The sequence below is a fragment of the Paenibacillus chungangensis genome (assembly GCF_042675905.1).
Lineage (GTDB): Bacteria > Bacillota > Bacilli > Paenibacillales > Paenibacillaceae > Pristimantibacillus > Pristimantibacillus chungangensis.
Genome location: NZ_JBHTJZ010000020.1, coordinates 1 through 21,063, shown reverse-complemented (window position 1 = coordinate 21,063; position 21,063 = coordinate 1). Strand labels below are relative to the sequence as shown.

17 protein-coding genes and 1 riboswitch are annotated in these 21,063 nt (G+C 50.5%); of the genes, 12 read left to right on the top strand and 5 right to left on the bottom strand.

Annotation, left to right across the window (positions count from 1 at the left end; all coding sequences use genetic code 11):
- The first annotated feature begins 52 nt into the window (after positions 1-52).
- Positions 53-820: a class I SAM-dependent methyltransferase gene (locus tag ACFQ2I_RS13165; protein WP_377564803.1), complete on the top strand. Its 768-nt coding sequence runs from the start codon at positions 53-55 to the stop codon at positions 818-820.
- Between the two features lie 202 nt (positions 821-1,022).
- Positions 1,023-4,232, top strand: coding sequence for an S-layer homology domain-containing protein (locus ACFQ2I_RS13160; protein WP_377564802.1), 3,210 nt, complete (start codon positions 1,023-1,025; stop codon positions 4,230-4,232).
- Between the two features lie 106 nt (positions 4,233-4,338).
- On the opposite strand, the gene ACFQ2I_RS13155 is transcribed toward ACFQ2I_RS13160, so the two are convergent.
- The gene (locus ACFQ2I_RS13155) at positions 4,339-5,004 is read right to left on the bottom strand and encodes a GntR family transcriptional regulator (protein WP_377564801.1); all 666 of its coding nucleotides are present in this window, start codon (positions 5,002-5,004) and stop codon (positions 4,339-4,341) included.
- A 184-nt stretch (positions 5,005-5,188) separates the two neighbouring features.
- On the opposite strand from ACFQ2I_RS13155, the gene ACFQ2I_RS13150 reads away from it, so the two are divergent.
- From ACFQ2I_RS13150 to ACFQ2I_RS13140, 3 genes are read left to right on the top strand one after another with little or no spacing between them, the layout of a single operon-like run.
- Positions 5,189-6,697: a M81 family metallopeptidase gene (locus tag ACFQ2I_RS13150; protein ID WP_377564918.1), complete on the top strand. Its 1,509-nt coding sequence runs from the start codon at positions 5,189-5,191 to the stop codon at positions 6,695-6,697.
- Positions 6,698-8,428, top strand: coding sequence for a dihydroxy-acid dehydratase (gene ilvD / locus ACFQ2I_RS13145; RefSeq protein ID WP_377564800.1), 1,731 nt, complete (start codon positions 6,698-6,700; stop codon positions 8,426-8,428).
- 17 nt (positions 8,429-8,445) lie between these two features.
- The gene (locus ACFQ2I_RS13140; protein ID WP_377564799.1) at positions 8,446-9,207 is read left to right on the top strand and encodes an SDR family NAD(P)-dependent oxidoreductase; all 762 of its coding nucleotides are present in this window, start codon (positions 8,446-8,448) and stop codon (positions 9,205-9,207) included.
- 105 nt (positions 9,208-9,312) lie between these two features.
- On the opposite strand, the gene ACFQ2I_RS13135 is transcribed toward ACFQ2I_RS13140, so the two are convergent.
- From ACFQ2I_RS13135 to corA, 4 genes are all read right to left on the bottom strand, one after another.
- Complete coding sequence (locus ACFQ2I_RS13135; RefSeq protein WP_377564797.1) at positions 9,313-9,606, bottom strand: winged helix-turn-helix transcriptional regulator; 294 nt, start codon at positions 9,604-9,606, stop codon at positions 9,313-9,315.
- Positions 9,607-9,969: 363 nt separating this feature from the next.
- Positions 9,970-10,779, bottom strand: a complete 810-nt coding sequence (locus tag ACFQ2I_RS13130) for a histidinol-phosphatase (protein WP_377564796.1) — start codon at positions 10,777-10,779, stop codon at positions 9,970-9,972.
- A gap of 17 nt (positions 10,780-10,796) precedes the next feature.
- Entirely contained in the window at positions 10,797-11,699 is a 903-nt protein-coding gene (locus tag ACFQ2I_RS13125) for a LysR family transcriptional regulator (RefSeq protein WP_377564795.1), read from the bottom strand.
- Positions 11,700-11,791: 92 nt separating this feature from the next.
- On the bottom strand, positions 11,792-12,727 hold the full coding sequence (corA, locus tag ACFQ2I_RS13120; RefSeq protein ID WP_377564794.1) for a magnesium/cobalt transporter CorA: 936 nt from the start codon (positions 12,725-12,727) through the stop codon (positions 11,792-11,794).
- Between the two features lie 397 nt (positions 12,728-13,124).
- Positions 13,125-13,229, top strand: a riboswitch (SAM riboswitch).
- Between the two features lie 83 nt (positions 13,230-13,312).
- Here corA and metA point away from each other — a divergent pair.
- The 7 genes from metA (at position 13,313) to ACFQ2I_RS13085 (ending at position 20,900) form a co-directional block, all read left to right on the top strand.
- Positions 13,313-14,230 (top strand): homoserine O-acetyltransferase MetA, encoded by a 918-nt coding sequence (gene metA / locus ACFQ2I_RS13115; protein WP_377564793.1) that lies wholly within the window; start codon positions 13,313-13,315, stop codon positions 14,228-14,230.
- 26 nt (positions 14,231-14,256) lie between these two features.
- Entirely contained in the window at positions 14,257-15,414 is a 1,158-nt protein-coding gene (locus tag ACFQ2I_RS13110; RefSeq protein ID WP_377564791.1) for a PLP-dependent transferase, read from the top strand.
- A gap of 115 nt (positions 15,415-15,529) precedes the next feature.
- Positions 15,530-16,666 carry a cyclic dehypoxanthinyl futalosine synthase gene (mqnC, locus tag ACFQ2I_RS13105; protein WP_377564790.1) on the top strand — a complete coding sequence of 379 codons (1,137 nt, stop codon included), beginning with the start codon at positions 15,530-15,532 and terminating at the stop codon, positions 16,664-16,666.
- Positions 16,667-16,798: 132 nt separating this feature from the next.
- Entirely contained in the window at positions 16,799-17,728 is a 930-nt protein-coding gene (locus ACFQ2I_RS13100; protein WP_377564789.1) for a putative sporulation protein YtxC, read from the top strand.
- 381 nt (positions 17,729-18,109) lie between these two features.
- Positions 18,110-20,044 carry a threonine--tRNA ligase gene (thrS, locus tag ACFQ2I_RS13095; protein WP_377564788.1) on the top strand — a complete coding sequence of 645 codons (1,935 nt, stop codon included), beginning with the start codon at positions 18,110-18,112 and terminating at the stop codon, positions 20,042-20,044.
- A gap of 64 nt (positions 20,045-20,108) precedes the next feature.
- Positions 20,109-20,651: a 3D domain-containing protein gene (locus ACFQ2I_RS13090; RefSeq protein ID WP_377564787.1), complete on the top strand. Its 543-nt coding sequence runs from the start codon at positions 20,109-20,111 to the stop codon at positions 20,649-20,651.
- A gap of 75 nt (positions 20,652-20,726) precedes the next feature.
- Positions 20,727-20,900, top strand: a complete 174-nt coding sequence (locus tag ACFQ2I_RS13085) for a hypothetical protein (protein WP_377564786.1) — start codon at positions 20,727-20,729, stop codon at positions 20,898-20,900.
- Positions 20,901-21,063 lie beyond the last annotated feature (163 nt).

The following is a 21,063-nucleotide window of genomic DNA, read 5'->3' as shown; positions in this document are numbered from 1 at the left end:
TGACGGCTGATATGGTGTATACTCCCATTTAGGATGAACGGGGGGATTGGAGATGTCATTCAGCAATTACGGGCCATTATGTACGGAGGTATATGATCATACGAAGGCGATCGGTCAGTCCATTAATGGGGATATCGATTATTATCTGAAGCGACTCACTGGCTGCAATGGCCGCATACTGGAAGCTATGGCCGGTTCGGGGCGGGTGATGATTCCGCTGCTGGAGACCGGTCTTGCAGTAGACGGAGTGGACTATTCTTCCGATATGCTGGCAAGCTGCCGCAAGCGTTGTGAAGACAGGGGGCTGACAGCGGACTTGTACGAGTCCGGCTTGCAGGAGCTTGCGTTGCCGCATCGCTATGAAGCGATCATTATTCCAAGCGGCTCCTTCCTGCTAATCGAACAGCGTGAGCAGTCTCTGCTTGCCTTGCGGCGTCTTTACGAGCATTTGTTGCCGGGAGGGCGGCTCATTCTGGATTTGTTTCTGCCCGACACCGACTTCCAATGCGGTAAATTTTCAGGAACCTCAACATTCCATATGCCTGGCGGAGAGATCATAACGTTGGAGGAGAAGCTGGTCGAGGCGGATTTCCTGCATCAATATACCGTATCCCATCTGAAGTATGAGAAGTGGCGCGACGGAGCATTAGTCCAGACAGAATTGCAGCGATTTGCACTTCGTTGGTATGGTGTGGAGGAATTCAAGCTCGTGCTTGCGGAGATCGGCTTCAGAGATGTGATTGTATCTGCAGATTTTAAGCTCGGGGAGCAGCCTGGTCATTCCGGGCAAGCATTTGTGTTCGAAGCGACACGTCAATAGAAGTTGATCTGCTAAGACTCTGAAATCATTTAAACATGATTACAGAGTCTATTTTACTATTTACATGATCATATCTTTATAATGAATATTTAATTTTTATAGCCAACATAGCACTAATTGACTATAATTGTCGAAGGGGGTAAGTTGGTAATTAATAGTTGGTAATTAATGTAATTTATTCTTCTAGGAGGAGTGTGTATGGATGAAGGCTAGTCGCCACAGTTTTATTTTCAGAAAAGGATTTATTTCGTTTATTGTGCTCTGTTATCTCATTGGTATCGTCAACGTTGGAGGGATGGGGAGTGTATCGGTAGCGGCAGATCCGTTGGAACCACCACCGATAATGGAGTCGAGTGTGATACCAACGCCGCCAATATTCACACCGCCGCCAATATTCACACCACCGCCAATATTCACACCACCGCCGATACCAACATTACCCCCGATACCAACACCAACACCAACACCAACACCAACACCAACACCTGTGGCAACAGGGATAACCGTATCGGAAACAGGAACTCTGACATTCCAGAGTCTGACGGAAGGCTATGATAGGAATACTAGAGATGCGATGGTTGAAGATATAACACTAACCAAAGTAGGCACCGGCGCAATAACGAACCTCAGCGTCACGGCGAGCGGTGGCGATAAGTCGAAGTTCACAATTGAAAATGTTGGAAAAGATGCGTTAGGATCTGACATATCGTCCACCGTATTCGAGATCTACCCGAACATGTTCCTCAAGTCTGGCACATATACGGAGACGATTACTGTATCCGCAGACAATGACATCTCGCACACGTTCCAGGTTAGTGTTACGGTTGTGCGCGATCCGCTGACGGACGTGTTGGTGTCCCCAAGCTCGGTAACGTTCCCGCAATTGATTGAAGGGTATGGCAACACAGTAATCGACAGTGTGGCTCATAATATTACGCTAACCAATCCGGGGAAGAGCGCCATTACAGGTCTGAAGGTGGAATCCAGCGCAGAAGCTGCAACGAAATTCATGATTCCGATAATTAATCCGAACACAATGAGTTCCGGTGTAATATCGACGGTATTCCCGATTCGCCCTCACTTGAATTTGACTCCAGGCACGTACAGCGAGACGTTCACCGTTTCTGCCGACGACATAACGCAGAAGTCGTTCCAAGTAAGCGTTACGGTGGTGCCCGACCCAACGACAGACTTTACGGTATCCACCAGCACGGTAACGTTCCCGACGCTGATAGAAGGGTATAGCAACACCGTTATCGACAACATGGCCCAGAATATTACGCTGCAAAAAATTGGACATAGCGCCATTGCGGGTCTGAAGGTGGAGTCCAGTGCGGGGGCTGACAGCAACTTTATGATTGGGACGATCAATTCGAATGCGCTGGGACAAAACAGTACTTCTACGGTGTTCCAGATTCGCCCAAATCTATCACTAATCCCCGGTACATACACGGAAACGATCACAGTATCGGCCGATGATCTTGAATCAAAGTCTTTCCATGTAAGCGTAACGATACTGCCGATCCAGACGTACACCATAGCTCCAATTACGAATTGGTCGGCTGCGCCATTGATGCTGCATTACGGGGATGGTACGCAAGAGGTGAAGACCATTACGATTACGCGAACCGGCAACCAGGATCTGAACAATTTGTCCGCGTTAGTGGATCGTGCGGACTTTATCATCACGCAACCACAGCTCCAGATGCTGAACGATGGCGAGCCTTCTACGACATTTACCGTTCAAGCGAACAATGGACTGCCCGCCGGTACTTATACAGGGACGGTAACGGTTAGCGCAGACAATATGACGCCTGTCACTTTCCAGGTGACCCAAGCTGTCAACTTGCCAGATGCGCCGGCCAATCCGCAGAATCTGTCCGCTCAAGCAGGCAATACAACCGTATTGTTGAAATGGGATACAGTAACAGGCGCTACGTACTATAACGTCTATAAAGGGCTTGCACCGGGCGTTTACAACGCCATGCCCGATGTTACCGTCACCGACAGCACCTACACCATGAACTGGCTTCAGAACGGAACCACTTATTATTTCAAAGTGGAGGCTGGGAACGAAGGAGGAGTCAGCGCCGCTTCCAATGAAGTATCCGCTACCCCGTTCATGGTTCCTGTATCCACTTCAAATCCAGAACAGGGGTCCGGCAACAATGCCGAAGTATACATTGATGGAGTCAAATACTTGATTGGAACAATCAAGTCGTACAAGAGCAATGGACGCAGCACGGCAACGTTGACGGTGGATGAAGAGGAGCTGTTGAAGCAGCTTGCCGCTTCCGAAGCTGGTGTCGTCATCCACATTCCAATCGCCTTCTCGGCTGATGCATGGATAAGCCAGCTGAACGGGAAAGTGATGGAGCAGCTAATCCTGAAGCAGGCGATGCTTGAGGTCACAACCGATACGGGCACCTATCGGCTTCCGGCAGAGCAAATGAACTTGATTGAATTAGCGCGGCAAGCGGGAGCGCAATCGGATTTGGATAAACTGATTATCTCCATTGCGTTGGAGATGTTGTCCGATGAGGACATAGCCTTGCTGGAAAAAGCCGCAGAAGAAGGCGGATACACGCTTGCCGTCCCGCCAATGCGTTTTGACGTAAGCGCTCAGTATAATGATCGCACCGTTCCTGTAGAGCTGTTCGCAACCTATGTGGAGAGATTCATTGCGATATCGGAGTCAGAAGCAGATTCTATTGCGACAGCAATAATTATTACACCGGACGGGACTTATCATCATGTCCCTACACAAGTTGTAGAGAGAAATGGGCAGTACTTCGTCAAAATAAACAGCATGCTGAACGGAACGTATGCGGTTATCAGCAATTCTACACAATATCAGGATGTATCCGATCACTGGTCGAGAGACGCAGTGAATGATATGGGTTCGCGTATGATTGTCAACGGATCCCGGGATGGAAGCTATATGCCGGATCAGGACATTACGCGTGAAGAGGTTGCCGCGATTATCGTCAAGGCGCTTGGACTCCCTTCCGTAAGCGGCGATACTCCATTCGGGGACGTATCTGCGAAGAATGCCTATTATGATGCCATTGCGACCGCCTATCATTATGGGCTGCTGAGCGGGTACGAAGACGGCTCCTTCCGTCCAGTAGAGCGGATGACACGAGAGCAGGTTATGGTATCGATGGCTCACGCTATGCAAATTGCAGGCTTGCACAGCGAGCTTTCCGCTCAGGAAACGGCAGTATTGCTGGAGCAATTCAACGATATCGAAGAAGCCTCCGACTGGGCGATGGCAAGTATCGCCTTGAATGTGAAGCTTGGCATCATCAGAGGCAGAAGCGAGCATGAGCTGTCGCCTGACGCTTACTTGACCAATGCCGAGGTCGCGGTTATTGTTCAGCGCCTGCTTGAGAAGGCGGGTTTAATCTAAAGTAAATTTAGTCTGACGATGGATTACCCTGGTATATGAAAAGGTTATCCGACGAAGCACTAACAAGTGCTTCGTCAGGATAACCTTTTTTTCGCATCCGCGATATTTAGCCGTGACGGTGTCCTCCTGCACTCGGGTCACCCAAAATATGGTGCGCAAGCAGTGGTTTTATTCGTTCCATATCGCCTTCGAGGATCGTATGCAACAGCAATTCATGATCTTGCAGTAAAGGGGTGAAATCCTCATAAGCTCTTCCCTCTACAATAAAGTGCAATCGGATACGATTGCAGATGGAAGTCCAAATGCCAAGCATATTCGGCATCTCCGACATCGTCAGCAAGTATTCATGGAACGCGAGATCGCAATCCGCCAGCCTGTACAGATCGTTGTCTGCGGCCGCTTTCTTCATATCCTCAATCAATTGGCTCAGATTCGCTATGTGCTGATCATCTAGTGCAGGCAGTGCTTTGGAAATCGCGAACGTCTCCAGCGTCAACCGCATCGGAAGCAGCACCTCCGTTACTTCCTCACGAGAAATTTCCGCCACCATTGTGTCTTTATAAGGCTGGGAATAAAGCACGCCTTCCTGTTCCAGCATGCGGATCGCTTCCCGGATCGGCCCTCTACTGACTCCCATTTGATTCGCCATTTCGGTCTCGCGCAGCCGGTCGCCCGGCTTAAGCTTGCCTTGGAAGATGGCTTTGCGAATTTCTTCCGTGATTTTATGACGAAGTGATGTTGTTTTTTGCTCTTCGAATCGGAATTCACTCATTTTACTTACCCGCTCTCTTTCATAACTTCATTTTATGTATCTTTATATACTACTGAATTGAAAGATGGAAGTAAACGATATGATAGACAACATTCTAAAATAAGTTTGTAAGATTGTAGACAATAATACAAAATGGGTGTATAGTGTAACCATAAAAATCCGAAAGGGGTGGCGATCATTGCGGGTGCTGGTCGGAGGAATATCGCAAGAAAGCAATACATTTAGCCCATCTCCGAGCACGATGGAGAATTTCTATAATCAATTATACGTGCAGGGCAGTGAATTAGAGAGCATGAACGTTGCCAATGAAATTAACGGCTTCTATCAAGCAGCGAAGGAAGAAGGGGTCAACTGCATCCCAACGGTGTTCGGCCATGCGGTCTCATCCGGCACATTCAAGAAAGATGCGCTTCAGCAGTTGAAGGGAATTGTGGAAGATCATCTACGGAAGGCAGACAATTACGATGGAGTCTACTTTGCTTTCCATGGGGCGATGGTGGCGGAGGGCTGCGATGATGTGGAAGGTGAATTGTTAGGCGTTATAAGAAATGTTATTGGAGACGATGTCCCGCTTGTGATTTCGCTGGATTTACATGCCAATGTCACTTCAAGGATGGTTGAGCAAGTTAATGGACTCATTGGATTCCGAACATTTCCTCATATTGATTTCATCGAGACCGGCTCGCGAGCGGCGAAGCTGCTGTTCTCCATAATACGTCAGCAAGTTGTCCCTTCCATTGCGATGGTGAAAGTACCGATGATTGTGCCGGCAGAGAATGGAGGTACGCTGCGCGGTCCGTTCGCCGAATTGTGGCGGGAGGCGGAGAAGGGGGAACTGTCGGGTTGCTCGCTTGCGTCCTCTCTGTTCCCGGTTCAACCTTGGCTGGATATTCAGGAGATGGGGTTCGCTGCCGTCGTCGTTGGACCTGATGAATTAAGCGCGCAGAGGGAGGCGGCGCGGTTGGCCGATCTCGCATGGCAACTCAGAGAACAATTCGATGTACGGCTGTATTCCGTAGAGGAAGTTGCAGAGATCGCATTAACCGAGAAGAGCGGGCAACCGATCATCATGTCCGATTCGGCGGACAGTCCAGGCGCAGGCTCGACAGGAGACAGCAATGCAGTGCTGAAGCAACTGCTCTCCATGGGTATGGAGGACAAGCTTACCTGTCTCATAACGATGGTGGATGCGCCTGCCGTTGCCCGGGCGATTGAAGCGGGTGTTGGAAGTGATGCGCTGCTCAGCTTGGGCTATTCCGTGCATGTCGGCGGAGGTGAGCCGCTGCAAGTGAAGGGAACCGTTCGGCGCATCGGAGACGGGAAGTTCCGGTTCGGTCAAGGCTATGCTGAGAATACGACAGGCGACATGGGAAGATGCGTTGTGTTCCAGATCGGCACGATTACGGTGCTGCTGTCCGAGAAGCCTACTTTCACAGGAGACCCTGCCATGTATCGTTCCATGGGACTGGAGCCTCTGGCTTACGATATCGTGATGGTCAAGTCGGCGAATCAATTCCGGGCAGAGTACGAGAAGCTGTCCGATCATATTTATATTCTGGACACTCCAGGCAGCAGCACGGCTAATTTATTATCATTAACTTATCACAGAATTGAGAGGCCGATGTATCCGTTCGATCAGACATTCCAGTGGACAAGCGAGAAGAGCGGCGGCTCAGGAAAGGCGGAGAGATAGATGGACGATAGAAGGGAACTAGAGAGTCAGAAAGCGCGGAAGATCAGCTTCGAAGGGGATGCTCTTCGGATGTCGATGGACTGGTCGGTCGAAGATCTGGACAAAGTGCAGGTGCTTGTGGAAAGCACGCATGGGGCCAGTCATCCCAGCTCTTATCATCTCGGTGAACTGGTAGGCGAGGTGGAGAAAGGCGTTTTTCAGATGGGCGGCAAGCCCGCGTTGTATACGACGACCGATATTTGCGATGGCGTAGCGCAAGCTCACAATGGCATGCACTATTCCTTGCTGTCCCGGGATATGATTGCGTCGATGGTAGAGATTCACGCCATGGCTACACCGTTCGATGCGATGGTATTGTCGTCTGCGGGAGACAAGGCCGTGCCTGCGCATCTTATGGCGATAGCGCGGCTTAATATTCCCGCCATTCATGTGCCCGGAGGCGCCATGGGCGCGGGGCCCTGCATGCGCTCCAATGAAGAGCTGTGGCATATGAGCGTGGAAGTGGATCAGAATAAAATGACGAAGGAGGAATTCCTGGCATTCCAGCGCTCTTGTTGTCCAACTTGCGGGGCATGTCAATATATGGGCACGGCAGCTACCATGCAGGTCATGGCGGAAGCGCTTGGCCTTGCGCTGCCTTGGTCGGCGCTTATTCCGGCGACGAATGCCGAGATCAAGCGTGCCGCCCGTGCGGCGGGTCAGCAGGTGATGCGGCTTGTGGAGGCAGACATTACGCCGTCAAGCATATTGACGCGCGAAGCGTTCGAGAATGCGATTATGATTCACTCCGCGGTCGGCGGATCACTGAATGCGGTCATGCATCTCATCGCGATCGCCAGGGAGATCGGAATCGAGCTTGACGCGGACACATTCGACCGTATTCATCGCAATATACCGGTGCTTGTCGATACGAAGACAGCGGGGCAATATCCAACCGAGTTGTTCTGGTATGCGGGAGGTGTTCCATCCGTCATGCAGGAGCTGAAGAATGAGCTGCATCTGGATCAATTAACCGTGACGGGACACACGATTCGTGATAATCTGGAAGCGTTCCGCAATAATGAGATGCCCAGATTCGCAGAGATGTTCCTGGCGAACTACAAGCTGAATCGGCGCAATGTCATCTATCCGTACAAGAAGCCGTTGAAGACGGAAGGCTCGCTTGCCGTATTGAAAGGGAACCTAGCTCCGAACGGATGCACGATCAAAAAGTCGGCAGTTGTGCAGGAGATGCAGGTACATAGTGGCCCCGCCAAAGTGTTCGATTCGGAGCGTTCGGCAGTGGACGCGCTTCTCGCGAAGGAAATTGTGCCCGGCGATATTATTATTATTCGTTATCAAGGGCCGAAGGCGGTCGGCATGCCGGAGATGTTCTTCATGTCGGAGCTTATTGCATCCGATCCCGAGCTATCTCGTACGACTTCATTAGTGACGGACGGCAGGTTCTCTGGCGCTACGAGGGGGCCTTGCGTCGGGTATTTGGGCCCAGAGGCGATGGATGGCGGTCCAATTGCCGTCGTGCAGGATAACGATATCATCTTGATCGATATTCCGAACCGATCAATCGATATTGTGGGTACGGAAGGCAAGCGGCAGTCTTCAGATGAAGTGAAAGCAATTATCGAACGACGTATGAGCAGCTGGGCTCCGCCCAAGATGAATCATAAGGGAGCATTATTGCAATATACTCGATCGGCGCGACCTGCATTGGAAGGCGGATCTTGCTCATGAACGAGGAGGAATCAGGCATGAGATTACAAGGGAGAACGGCTATTATTACCGGAGCTGCGCGCTCTATTGGAGCCACTATTGCAAAGCGCTTCGCAGAGGAGGGTGCAACGGTTGTCGTTAACGATATAGCCCATGCTGAGCATGGACGCGAGCTCGTTGAGGAGATCAGGAGAGCAGGAGGAGAGGCGTTCTTTCATCAAGCGGATGTGTCCCTTGAAGCGGATGTGCTGGAGATGGTAGGCGAGACGATTCGTCGCTACGGCAAGGTGGATATATTGGTTAACAATGCGGCGATTGATCCCCGGAAGAAGTGGTATGAGATTACGTCTGATGAATGGGATCATATTATGAATGTGAATGTCAAATCTCAGTTTTTGTGTGCGAAAGCGGTATTTCCATCCATGAAAGATAATCAATACGGCAAAATCATTAACGTATCATCCATTACCTACTTCACAGGACAAGCGGAATTCCTTCATTATGTTGCTTCCAAAGGCGCTGTCGTCGGCTTCACCCGTGCGCTTGCGCGGGAAGTGGGAGCGTATGGGATAAATGTGAATTGCATTACTCCCGGAGCTGTCTGGACGGAGACGGAGGAGGAGAAGGTGGGGGCAGAGGCGCTAATCGGCATTGAAGATTTTCTGGCAGCCAGGCAGACGTTCGCCCGACGGATGAACAGCTCTGATCTGGAGGGAAGCTTCGTTTTTCTCGCATCCGCTGACAGCGACTTCCTGACGGGTCAGACAATTAACGTGGACGGCGGCTGGATCATGCATTAATTACGATGCTCCTGCTAGGACATAGTCAACAAGAAAGCCTCCAGTTCCTCGATTATGAGGACTAGAGGCTTCTTTCCTTCGTGCATGAGAAGATTCCAGTTGCTGTTACATCCACTGTTCTCCCCATTTTTGAATAGATTGGATGACTGGCTTCAGGTCTCTTCCTTTATCCGTGAGCTCATATTCGATTCGCACCGGCATTTCCGGGTAGACGTGGCGATTGACGATACCTAATGTCTCCAGCTCCTTCATGCGGTCTGTAAGCATCTTGTCGCTCATCTCTGGAATTTGTTCCTTCATATCCTTGAACCGTCTTGGTCCTCCGAGCAAGACAAATATAATTCTTCCTGTCCATTTCTTCCCTAGCAGATCGGCCGCGGCTTCGTACCTTGGGCACATTGTAGAATAATCCAATGCTATCACCCCGTTTCTTATTCAATATTGTAACATATTAACGAACAAAAAGTAAGTTTGAACCGTATGACGGGACATGTCCGACACACTCCAGCATTTGTTACACAAATGAAATGTTTCTGTTACGTTCGTTTTACATCCAGGGGGTATTATAGTAGCAAGACCCCCTTTTCATATCATATATTGAGGACCTGCCGAGAGCAGGTCCGCTTTTTTTTGTCTGGTCTATAAATCGCTTCTAAAGCTAGGCTGCCTCGGTGCCAGCGCAGGAAAATCGAGACTCTAAAAAAACCTCCCGAGCCACCAGTCAGGCGGGAGGGAGGTTGTCCTGTTAAGCGAAAAACAGTATTACAACGGCACAATGACGGGCTGCCGCTGGCGGTAAAAAAGCCATTGCTTGAAGCCGATCTCCTTCAGCCGCTTCGCCACGAGCTCCCATTCGTCGCCGACACGCCCGGGGATGTGCGCATCCGACCCGAAGGTGACGTTAACGCCGAAGTGGAGCGCCCGCTCCAAAATATCGTCAGACGGATACCAGCCGCCTACATCCTTCGTACTGCCGGAAGTGTTGATCTCGATCGAGACGCCGCACTCACCGATCGTCCGCAGGCAGTCATCGATGCTGTCCGCAGCGGGAATTGCGGAGAAGGCCGGATAATAGCCCTTCATCGCATCGATATGCCCCAATATATCGAACATGCCGCTTCGCGCGGATTGCTTGATCAGATCGTAATACGTTTCCTTCTCCACTACATGGCCCGCTTCATCAAGCTTCTTCCAGCGATTGCGGTTGAATATGCTGACGCCCCTGACTTGGTGTACTGAGCCGATCAAGTAATCGAACGGGATGTCCCGGTACGCTTCGCGATAGACATCGGCATGTTCAGCGAAGTAGTCCGACTCCATGCCCAGCAGCACTTCGATGCGGCCCTCGTATTTTCGCTTCAGGCGCAGCACTTCCTCTACATAATGATGCAAATCGCTTGTAGCCATGGCAATTCCGGGAAAGGGCTGATCCTCGTCGTGATAGAAGAACGGACTGTGATCGGAGATGCCGATGACCTTCAGCCCGGCATCTATCCCTGCTACGATATAATCCTCAATGTTGCCGTCGGCATGACCGCATCGAAAATGATGGGTATGTAAATCGAATTTCACTTTTCATTCCTCCTCGTTTACTCGCTGCTAATGAAGTGATGCTCCGGCATTCCTTTCAAATCGCTTAGAAATTGCCGCATGGCTGTATTCAAGTAACGGCCCGACTTGTACACGACTCCTACGGGATGAGGCGTCTCCAGTTCATTTACCTTGATCATCTTGAGCGTACCCAGCCTCAATTCGTTGGGAATCGACAGCTTGGATACGATAGCGGCGCCAAGGTCGATCTCCACCATACGCTTGATCTCTTCGCTGCTGGACAACTCCATGACGATATTCGGTTGGATATTGTACTTGCTGAAGATACCGTCTACGAAGCGGCGGCCCAGCGTGTCGGGAGCCAGCATTATCATAGGCACGTCTTTCAATTTGTCGATAGTGGTATGATTCAAGTGGCTTAAGGGGTGATCAGGCGAGACGACAAGCTCGAACGTGTCATAATATAGGATGGATGAATCGATATTGGGATTTTTCTCAGACAAGTAAGTAATGCCTACATCCAGAGTGCCGCTCTCGACACTGTTCATCACTTGTGTAGAAGGCATCGTATATATTGTTGTTTTAATAAGCGGATATTGATTTTGGAAATAGGACAGTACACGCGGTAATATTTGAACGGCTATAGATGCGGTTGTTCCCAATATAATATGTCCTTGCGGCGTCTGGTTCAAGTCGGACAGCTTCATCTTCAGTTCTTCTACGATAGATAGTATTTGCTCCGCATGCTCCAGGAATACTTTACCGTGGTCTGTTAATGTAACAGGCTGATTGCGATCGATCAGCATGGTTTTGAATTCGTCTTCCAGGCTTTTGATTTGAGCGGAGACGGCGGGCTGAGTCAAGTTAAGCAGTTCGCCAGCCTTGCGGAAGCTCATCGTTTTGGATATGGTGAGCAGTGTTTCCAGTTGGCTCATATTCATAACCAGTTATTCCCTCCTTTCAACAGTCGAAAGCACACTGGCTTTCTCATTATAACGAAAATTCCGATTGCCATCAAAAAAAAGGAATGGCGCTACAGCCACTCCTTCTTGCGAAAAACAATTGCCATACATAAACCGAGCAATAGCATAACGCCAAGCAAAATATACGCGCCGTAACGGAAATGCAGTCCGGGAATGTTATCAAAGTTCATGCCGTATATGCCGGTAATAAAGGTAAGAGGCATGAAAATCGTCGTAATGGCTGTGAAGACACGCATGATTTCATTAGCACGGCTAGACAGGGAGGACTGGTACGCCTCGCGAAGGTTGCCCATCAGGTCGCGGTACGTATCGAATGATTCCGCGATTTTCAGAGCGTTTTCGTAGACGTCGCTGAAATATTTTTGCAGCTGATCGTCGATGAGCTTTAGCTCTTTTTTGTTCAAGGTGGCGATGACCTCGCGTTGCGGGCCAAGCACCTTCTTGACCCACAGAATCTCGCCTCGCAGACCGATAATTTCGTTCAGATGGGATTTCTTCGTATGCATAAGAATGTCCTCTTCCAGCGTCTCGATACGCGTGTCGATACGATCTCCTACCAGGAAGTAATTGTCTACGACCAGATCGACCAGATAATACAGGAACTGATCGGGCTGGTTGACCTCCTGTTCCCATAGAATCGGTTTAAATGTGCGCAGTTCGTTGATTTTTTGTTTTGTAACGGTAATGATATAATGCCTGCCAAGGAAGATGTTCAGAGCCCTCAGGAAAATTTCTTCGTCATCGAACCGAATGCTGTTAATGACGATGAAATAGTGATGCTCGTATATTTCAATCTTTGGACGCTGTTCTTCTTCGTTCAAGCAATCCTCTACAGCCAGATCGTGCATGCCGAACAGCGGCTGGAGCTCTACGAGATCCTCTACGTCGGCGTCAATCCAATAGAAGCCCTCTGCCGGTGCGACAAGGGTTTGTTCAATATGATCGATCGTGCTGAATACGCCATTGCTTACATGTCTGATTTTCATACGCAGTATCTCCTCTCGCTTCTTGCAGGAGACTGCCGGCGGGCAAGCTGCATGCTGTATCGCGCTTCATCGCTCCGTTCACTCCGGCATACTGCTTAATCGAAGTGCAGGGTATCTATAGCGATTGGGCTGCAGCGGAGTCTATGCCGGCAGACTGCCTGGCAATTGATGTCCCGGACTGATCGTTCGTCCCCTTCCATTATCGCCATTCACCCCTCTGTCCTCATTGTTCTTCATGTCAATCCTTGTCTAGTATACTCCTGCGAGGGCTTATCATTCAAGGAGAAAATGGGACCGATCCCTCTTCATACAACTTATGCAAGCTGACGCTTGACGGCGATTGCATAATGCATTAAAGTATAAGCTAGTTATAACTACAACAACAGAATAGGTAACTTTCTTATCAAGAGCAGGCGGAGGGACTAGCCCTATGAAGCCCGGCAACCGGCATGAAGCACGGTGCTAATTCTTGCGGAAACGAACAGTTTCTGAGAGATGAGAGAGGTCCATTTTTTTCGTGTGGCCCCTTCTCTCAAGAGAAAGGGTCCTTTTTTCGATCATAACGACCAGGAGGAGTGATGAACAATGCCGATTAAAGTGCCTGACCATTTGCCGGCAAAGGAAATACTAACAAACGAGAACATATTTGTCATGGACGAAAGCGTAGCCTACCATCAGGATATTCGTCCATTGCGCATAGCGATAATGAATTTGATGCCTACGAAGGAAACGACAGAAACGCAATTGCTGCGGTTAATCGGCAATACGCCACTTCAGGTGGAAGTGGTGCTGCTGCATCCCGCTACGCACATTTCCAAGAACACGTCTACGGAGCATTTGGAGTCATTCTACAAAACCTTCGATGAAATCGCCCATCAATATTTCGACGGCATGATTATTACGGGAGCTCCCGTAGAGCACCTGCCGTTCGAGCAGGTCACCTATTGGGAAGAGCTCAAGACGATTATGGACTGGAGCAAGCGTCACGTGACGTCTACTTTCCATATATGCTGGGCCTCGCAAGCGGGCTTGTACCATCACTTCGGCGTCCCGAAGTACGAGCTGGAGGAGAAGATGTTCGGCGTCTTCACTCATACGATCGAGAAGCGCAACGTACCGCTGCTGAGAGGGTTCGACGAGCTGTTCTTCGTCCCGCAGTCTCGTCATACGGAGGTGCGCCGCGAAGATATTGCGCGTGTAGACAGACTGGAGATACTGTCGGAGTCGCCGGAAGCGGGCGTGTACATCGTAGCGTCGAAGGACGGCCGTCAAATATTCGTGACCGGCCACTCTGAATATGATCCTACCTCCTTGAAATTCGAATATGACCGGGATATCGCGAAAGGGATGACATGCGCGTTGCCGCGCAATTATTTCCCGGGCGATAATCCCTCGGCGATGCCGCTTGCAACGTGGAGAGCGCATGCCAATCTGTTGTATTCCAATTGGCTTAATTATTATGTATATCAGCAAACCCCGTATGAGCTTGGCGGCGGGATATAGATGAAGAATAGGAGTGGCGATCGACTATGAAAATGGAAAGTCAGTTGGCGCAAATCGGTTCGCAAGTGGACCCTGAAACGGGTGCGGTTAGCTGTCCTGTCTATCAAGCAACCGCGTTCCGGCATCCCAAGCTGGGACAGAGCACGGGCTTCGATTATTCCCGTACGAAGAGCCCGACACGTGCAGTGCTGGAGGAAGCTACGGCACAGCTGGAGAAAGGGGATGCCGGCTTCGCGTGCAGTTCCGGTATGGCGGCGCTGCAGACGGTATTCGCTTACTTCAGTCAAGGCGATCACCTCATCGTATCGCTAGATCTGTACGGCGGCACCTACCGGCTACTGGAGAGAATTATGAGCCGATTCGGTGTCAGCGCTTCTTATGTAGATACGAACGATATCGACGACATGACGGCTGCGTTGCAGGTCAATACGCGAGCGCTATTGATCGAGACGCCCACCAATCCTCTAATGATGATAACGGATCTGGAGCGGGCATGCAGCTGGGCGAAGAGCAAGGGGCTTCTGTCGATCGTGGACAATACGCTGCTGACGCCTTACTTGCAGCGGCCGATCGAGCTGGGGGCGGATATCGTCGTGCATAGTGCAACCAAGTACCTGGGCGGTCATAACGATGTGCTTGCGGGACTCATTGTTACCAAGGGTGAAGAGTTGTCCTCGGAGATGGCGATTCTGCATAATTCTATCGGAGCGGTGCTGGGACCGCAGGATTCCTGGCTGCTTATGCGCGGCATGAAGACGCTTGCGCTCCGTATGGAGCGTCATGAATACAATGCGACAACAATCGCGGAATACTTGCTGGAGCATCCTGCTGTCGAGGACGTCTATTACCCGGCGTTGCCGCATCATCCCGGACATGACATTCAGAAGCGGCAGGCATCGGGCAATACCGGCATCTTCTCCTTCCGTCTGAAGGATGCCCGCTATGTAGAGCCGGTGCTGTGTCATATCCGATTGATCGCTTTCGCGGAAAGCCTGGGTGGCGTCGAGTCGCTAATGACTTATCCCGCCGTACAGACTCATGCTGATATTCCGGAGGAGATTCGCAGAGCGGTGGGCGTCGACGACCGGCTGCTTCGCTTCTCTGTCGGAATCGAGCATGCCGACGACCTGATTGCGGATTTGGAGCAGGCGCTGGAAGCGGCCAGACTGGAATTGGAACAATAGAAGCTGACATCATTATTCGCTTTTTTGACATATTGACCCTTGATCAGGTGGGTGACTGCGAAGAAGCTTCTATGTTACGATTGATAGGATAAGCAAATTTAAGGAGGTCTGGCGGATGAGCGCGATAGACCCAATACTGGACAAAGCTCTAAGAGGCGAGCGAATTAACATGGACGAATGTATGGAGCTGCTTGCTTCCGACGCGATAGAGAAGATGGGGCATACTGCCAATCAGCTGATGCTGCGGCGGCATCCCGACCCCATTACGACATTCGTAGTAGGACGTAACGTCAACTATACGAATATATGTGACGTGTACTGCCGCTTCTGCGCATTTTACCGGTCTCCGAAGTCTGGAGAAGGCTATGTGCTGGACGACAATACCATACTGCAGAAGATTCAGGAAACAGTAGACGTAGGCGGTACGGAAATATTGATGCAAGGCGGAACGAATCCCGATCTGCCGTTTACTTATTACACAGATTTGCTGCGCAAAATTAAAGTCCGCTTCCCGAACATTACGATGCATTCCTTCTCTCCGGCGGAAATTATGAAGATGAAGGACGTGTCGGACGGTCTTTCCCTGGATCAGGTGGTTGCCGAGCTGAAGGCGGCAGGGCTGGATTCTCTTCCCGGCGGCGGAGCGGAGATTCTGGACGATCGTACCAGGCGGAAAATTAGCAGACTGAAGGGCTCGTGGACGGAATGGATGGATGTCATGAAGTCGGCCCATCGTCATGGTATGAACACGACGGCAACGATGGTATACGGACTTGGCGAGAGTATCGAGGAGAGGGCACTGCATCTGCTGCGGGTGCGCGACGCCCAGGATGAATGCATCTCTAGCGGTTACGATTCCAAGGGGTTCCTGGCCTTCATCTCGTGGCCGTTCCAGCCGGACAACACGAACTTGAAGCTGGAGAAAGCAAGCCCGGAAGAATATTTGCGTATTGTCGCAGTCAGCCGTATTATGCTGGACAACATCGATAACTTCCAATCGTCGTGGGTGACGATGGGGCCAGAGATGGGCAAGTTGTCGCTCCAATATGGCTGCAATGACTTCGGAAGCACGATGATTGAGGAGAATGTCGTATCCGCTGCCGGCACGACGCATAAGGTCAATATCGATCTGATCTTGAAGTTGATTCGCGAAGCGGGCAAAATTCCGGCCCAGCGCGATACGAAATACAATATTCTGCGCATGTACAACGAATCCGACAGAGCGGACAAGGATTTCGTCATGCAGAATTAGGAGCGTTCCCCCTTGTCTTTATAGGCGAAAGGGGGAATTTTTATTTTCTCATTATCCTCTTGTACCAATCTTTCCTTCGTATATACGGCACTCTCAGGCCATATACTGTAACGGAAGGAAAGGGGTGAGCGCATGGACTTGTTCTCCGTAACGTTGCAGGCAAGTCTTCATGACGGCATTGACAAGTTGAAACAGCAATTGCTGACAGGGTTGATAAATGAACTACATATGGCTGACGGGAAAGGAGCTCCTCTAGTGGAAGTTCACATGAATAATCGTGAATCCATTGGCTGCAAAGGCGTATTGCCGCAGTTCAGATTGCAGGAGCATGGGCCAGCCATATTTGAAGCGGCAGCGGGGATTATTGCCGAGTTCGTCATTAATGAACTGGAGCCGCTGTTACTATCCAGCATGATTCGAAAAAAATATAGCAGCAACCCCGCTATTGACACTTCCATCATCGAGAAGTATTGCCACGAGCTGTTGTTCGGCAATGATTGGGATGGAATGGGGAAAAGATTCCACGATGCGGATCGCGCCAGAAGAAAGAGCAAGATAGCGGATGAGCTGCATCACTATTTGCAGATGGATGGGGAATTGAACTTGAAGGGCTTCCTGACCTTTCGTGTAGCATCTTACCGTACGGAGCTTACGGAAATTGTGGAATATGCCATGGATGAATATGTGCTTGACAAGCAATATCAGGAATTCATTTCGTTGCTGAAGTATTTCGTTCAGCTACAGGAGACCAAAATTCCGCTTGTGCATCTGCTCCATAAAGGCGGCCATGAATTCGTCATGTACAATGAAAGCTTCAAACTGATCGATTGCAAGCCGCAAGGAGACCGGATCGTTGCGGAAATGCTGGAGACGGAAATGAATATTGAGGATATGGTGATCAGCTCGCTTATATCGGCATCGCCCAAGCAAATTCGTATTCATACTCGTCTGCCAGAGATGGGAGTCATCCGCACAATCGAGACGATATTCGATGGTCGAGTAACGGTGTGCGTCGGTTGCTCGGCTTGCTCCAGAAGCCTACACGAACTGATCCAGCCTTGACGTATGGCTGCTGGAGGGCTATAATGTTGACCATATACGATGCAACAGCAATGACAAAGACAAGTATCTGCCAATCGCGATTGGTTCAGAGAGAGGAACCCGGGGCTGCAAGTTCCTTCCAAGACGCTGGCGGATATACCCCTTATGTAGCTGTATAGCTGAACACGCTGTTTCTTTCATGAAGCGAGCGGCAGTAAGCCGTACCGGAACTCTCCGTTATAAGAGCATACGAGGACCATGGATGCAGGCATGCGGCGATCCGGGTTGAAGTAGGGTGGAACCACGAGCACAAGCACTCGTCCCTTTGCGGGATGCGTGCTTTTTTTGTGTTTCGCGGGGGCTGGTCATATAGCGTTACATCAATTATAGGAGGCAATGGCAATGAGTGTGAAAGTGACTTTTCCCGACGGAGCGGTGCGAGAGTACGCTGCCGGGACTACGATTGAAGAAGTGGCGGGCTCCATTAGCCCGGGGCTGCGGAAGAATGCGATCGCAGGCAAATTGAACGGAAAAACTGTAGATGTGTATACGCCGATTCAGCAGGACGCTCAGATTGAGATTGTCACGTTGGATTCTGCGGATGGAATGGAAGTATACCGTCATAGCACGGCTCATATGATGGCGCAAGCGATCAAGCGTATATTTGGAGAGAAGAATGTAAAGCTGGGCATCGGACCTGTGATCGAAGACGGCTTCTATTACGATATCGATATGGAGCAATCGCTTACGCCTGAGGATCTGGTTAAGATCGAGAAGGAGATGAACCGGATCGTCGGTCAGAATCTGGATATTCGCCGCCGCGAAGTTAGCCGGGAAGAAGCGTTATCCATCTATGAGGAGCTGGGAGATCATCTGAAGCTGGAGTTGATCAACGATCTGCCCGAGGACTCTGTCATTACGATGTACGATCAGGGTGAATTTTTCGATCTGTGCCGCGGACCGCATCTGCCGTCGACGGGTCGGATCAAGGCATTCAAGCTTCTCAGCATTGCCGGCGCTTATTGGCGCGGCGATTCCAAGAACAAGATGCTGCAGCGTATATACGGTACGGCATTCCCGAAGAAGGCGCAGCTGGATGAGCATCTGCACTTCCTGGAGGAGGCGAAGAAGCGAGATCACCGCAAGCTGGGACGTGAATTGAACATGTTCTCCTTCTCTCGCGAGGTGGGCCAAGGGCTTCCGCTATGGCTGCCTAACGGTGCGAAGGTGCGCAGAACGATGGAGCGCTATATCGTCGATCTGGAGGAGCGACTCGGTTACGAGCACGTCTATACGCCGGTGCTGGCCAATGTCGACCTGTACAAAATATCCGGCCATTGGGAGCACTACAGCGAGGACATGTTCCCGAAGATGGTCATGGACAACGAGGAACTCGTGCTGCGACCCATGAATTGTCCCCATCATATGATGGTGTACAAGAGCGGCATGCGCAGCTATCGCGATCTGCCGATCCGCATCGCGGAGCTTGGCACGATGCACCGCTACGAGATGTCCGGCGCATTGACGGGGTTGCACCGCGTTCGCGCGATGACATTGAATGATGCGCATATCTTCTGTCGCCCGGATCAAATCAAAGAAGAGTTCGCACGCGTCGTCAATCTGATCCGCAAAGTATATGAAGACTTCGGCATTAAGGAATATCGCTTCCGCTTGTCCTACCGTGATCCGCAAGATACGGAGAAGTACTTCCAGAATGATGAGATGTGGGAAATGTCGCAGCGCATGCTGCGCGAGGTTGTGGAGGAACTGAAGCTGCCGTTCTTCGAGGCGGAAGGTGAAGCGGCCTTCTACGGTCCGAAGCTGGATGTGCAGATCAAGACGGCACTGGGCAAGGAAGAGACGCTGTCTACGGCTCAGCTAGACTTCCTGCTGCCGGAACGATTCGAGCTGGAATATGTCGGCGAGGATGGGAAGAAGCATCGTCCGGTCGTCATTCACCGGGGCATTATCAGTACGATGGAGCGAATGACGGCTTACTTGCTGGAGAACTTCGCCGGGGCGCTGCCATTATGGCTATCGCCGGTACAAGCGAAGGTTATACCCGTATCGACCGCATACGAGGCTTATGCCCGTGAAGTGGCCGAGATGCTGCGGGAAGCCGGTATTCGTGTCGAGAGCGATCTGCGTAACGAGAAGCTGGGTTACAAGATCCGCGAAGCGCAGCTGGAGAAAGCGCCGTATATGCTTGTCGTGGGAGAGAACGAGATGAATGCCAGCTCCGTATCGGTCCGCAAGCGTGGCGAAGGAGATATCGGCTCCATGGCGCTAGTTGAACTGATTGCGTTGCTAACTAAGGAAATTGACAATAAGGAATAATTTTACAGGAATAAGACTTGTAGCTTTGGGTAATCTTCTTCTTTAGAAGGAGGAAGTTACCCAGATGGCTACAAGCTTTTTTGCATATTGGAGGAAAATGCTGGTCATGGTGCTTGCAGCTCTATATGTTGCGATGAGCCCCTTCACGAAGCTGGAAGCGGCAGCGGAGCCTGCCGGGCTGAAGCAAGTTGTTGACAAGGTAGAGATGGTTGAAGTGATTGCCACCGGCTATACGGCGGGATATGAATCTACAGGCAAGCGGCCCGGACATCCCGGTTACGGCATTACGTATTCAGGGGTGAAAGTGCGGCGCGACGGCGTATCGACAATCGCTGCAGACCCCAAGGTACTGCCAATCGGAACCCTTTTGTTCATCCCGGGATACGGGTACGGTGTTGTCGCAGACACAGGATCGGCCATTAAAGGCAGACGGATTGATCTCTATTTTGACACGATAAAGGAAGTATATGAACAGTGGGGCAAACGAAAAGTGGAGGTCCAGGTGCTGAGACGGGGATCCGGCAAGCTGAGCCAGGCTTGGCTCAATGAGATCAATCGGGCTGTGCAAGCGGACAAGACGATACCCCAGGCTTATCTGGAATCTTAATGGTTAAGTAGTAAATTCTCCTGAATAAATTGAGATTCAATTGCCATACTAAAGCTGAACGGGGAGGTGATAGCAATGGCAAAAAACAAAAACAACAAAGCGACAGCGCAGCAAAATAACCAACAATATAACGCTGAATTCGCAGAAGAGTTCAACCAGAATGCCACTAACAATGGTGCAAACGCAGCTAACCAAGCGAATGCAATGCAAAAAAATCAAAATCAACAAAATCAACAAAATCAGCAATAGCAAGCTATCTGTATCGTCCATAAGTTGAAAAAAAAGAGAAGCCAGAGGGAGATATCCCTAATCTGGACCCTCTGTCAAGGACACTTTAAAAAAGAGTGGTATTGAAGATTTACGAGGCAGACAAAAGATGATTCCTGTATTGAACAGGGGTCATCTTTTTTAA

What these genes read in the sequence shown, in the direction of transcription:
- ilvD (WP_377564800.1), top strand. Translation starts at nt 6,698, where the DNA reads ATGGACGATAGAAGGGAACTAGAGAGTCAGAAAGCGCGGAAGATCAGC.
- mqnC (WP_377564790.1), top strand. Translation starts at nt 15,530, where the DNA reads ATGAGCGCGATAGACCCAATACTGGACAAAGCTCTAAGAGGCGAGCGA.
- ACFQ2I_RS13085 (WP_377564786.1), top strand. Translation starts at nt 20,727, where the DNA reads ATGGCAAAAAACAAAAACAACAAAGCGACAGCGCAGCAAAATAACCAA.
- corA (WP_377564794.1), bottom strand. Translation starts at nt 12,727, where the DNA reads ATGAAAATCAGACATGTAAGCAATGGCGTATTCAGCACGATCGATCAT.
- ACFQ2I_RS13100 (WP_377564789.1), top strand. Translation starts at nt 16,799, where the DNA reads ATGGACTTGTTCTCCGTAACGTTGCAGGCAAGTCTTCATGACGGCATT.
- ACFQ2I_RS13090 (WP_377564787.1), top strand. Translation starts at nt 20,109, where the DNA reads ATGGCTACAAGCTTTTTTGCATATTGGAGGAAAATGCTGGTCATGGTG.
- ACFQ2I_RS13165 (WP_377564803.1), top strand. Translation starts at nt 53, where the DNA reads ATGTCATTCAGCAATTACGGGCCATTATGTACGGAGGTATATGATCAT.
- thrS (WP_377564788.1), top strand. Translation starts at nt 18,110, where the DNA reads ATGAGTGTGAAAGTGACTTTTCCCGACGGAGCGGTGCGAGAGTACGCT.
- ACFQ2I_RS13125 (WP_377564795.1), bottom strand. Translation starts at nt 11,699, where the DNA reads ATGAATATGAGCCAACTGGAAACACTGCTCACCATATCCAAAACGATG.
- ACFQ2I_RS13160 (WP_377564802.1), top strand. Translation starts at nt 1,023, where the DNA reads ATGAAGGCTAGTCGCCACAGTTTTATTTTCAGAAAAGGATTTATTTCG.
- ACFQ2I_RS13140 (WP_377564799.1), top strand. Translation starts at nt 8,446, where the DNA reads ATGAGATTACAAGGGAGAACGGCTATTATTACCGGAGCTGCGCGCTCT.
- ACFQ2I_RS13110 (WP_377564791.1), top strand. Translation starts at nt 14,257, where the DNA reads ATGAAAATGGAAAGTCAGTTGGCGCAAATCGGTTCGCAAGTGGACCCT.
- metA (WP_377564793.1), top strand. Translation starts at nt 13,313, where the DNA reads ATGCCGATTAAAGTGCCTGACCATTTGCCGGCAAAGGAAATACTAACA.
- ACFQ2I_RS13155 (WP_377564801.1), bottom strand. Translation starts at nt 5,004, where the DNA reads ATGAGTGAATTCCGATTCGAAGAGCAAAAAACAACATCACTTCGTCAT.
- ACFQ2I_RS13135 (WP_377564797.1), bottom strand. Translation starts at nt 9,606, where the DNA reads ATGTGCCCAAGGTACGAAGCCGCGGCCGATCTGCTAGGGAAGAAATGG.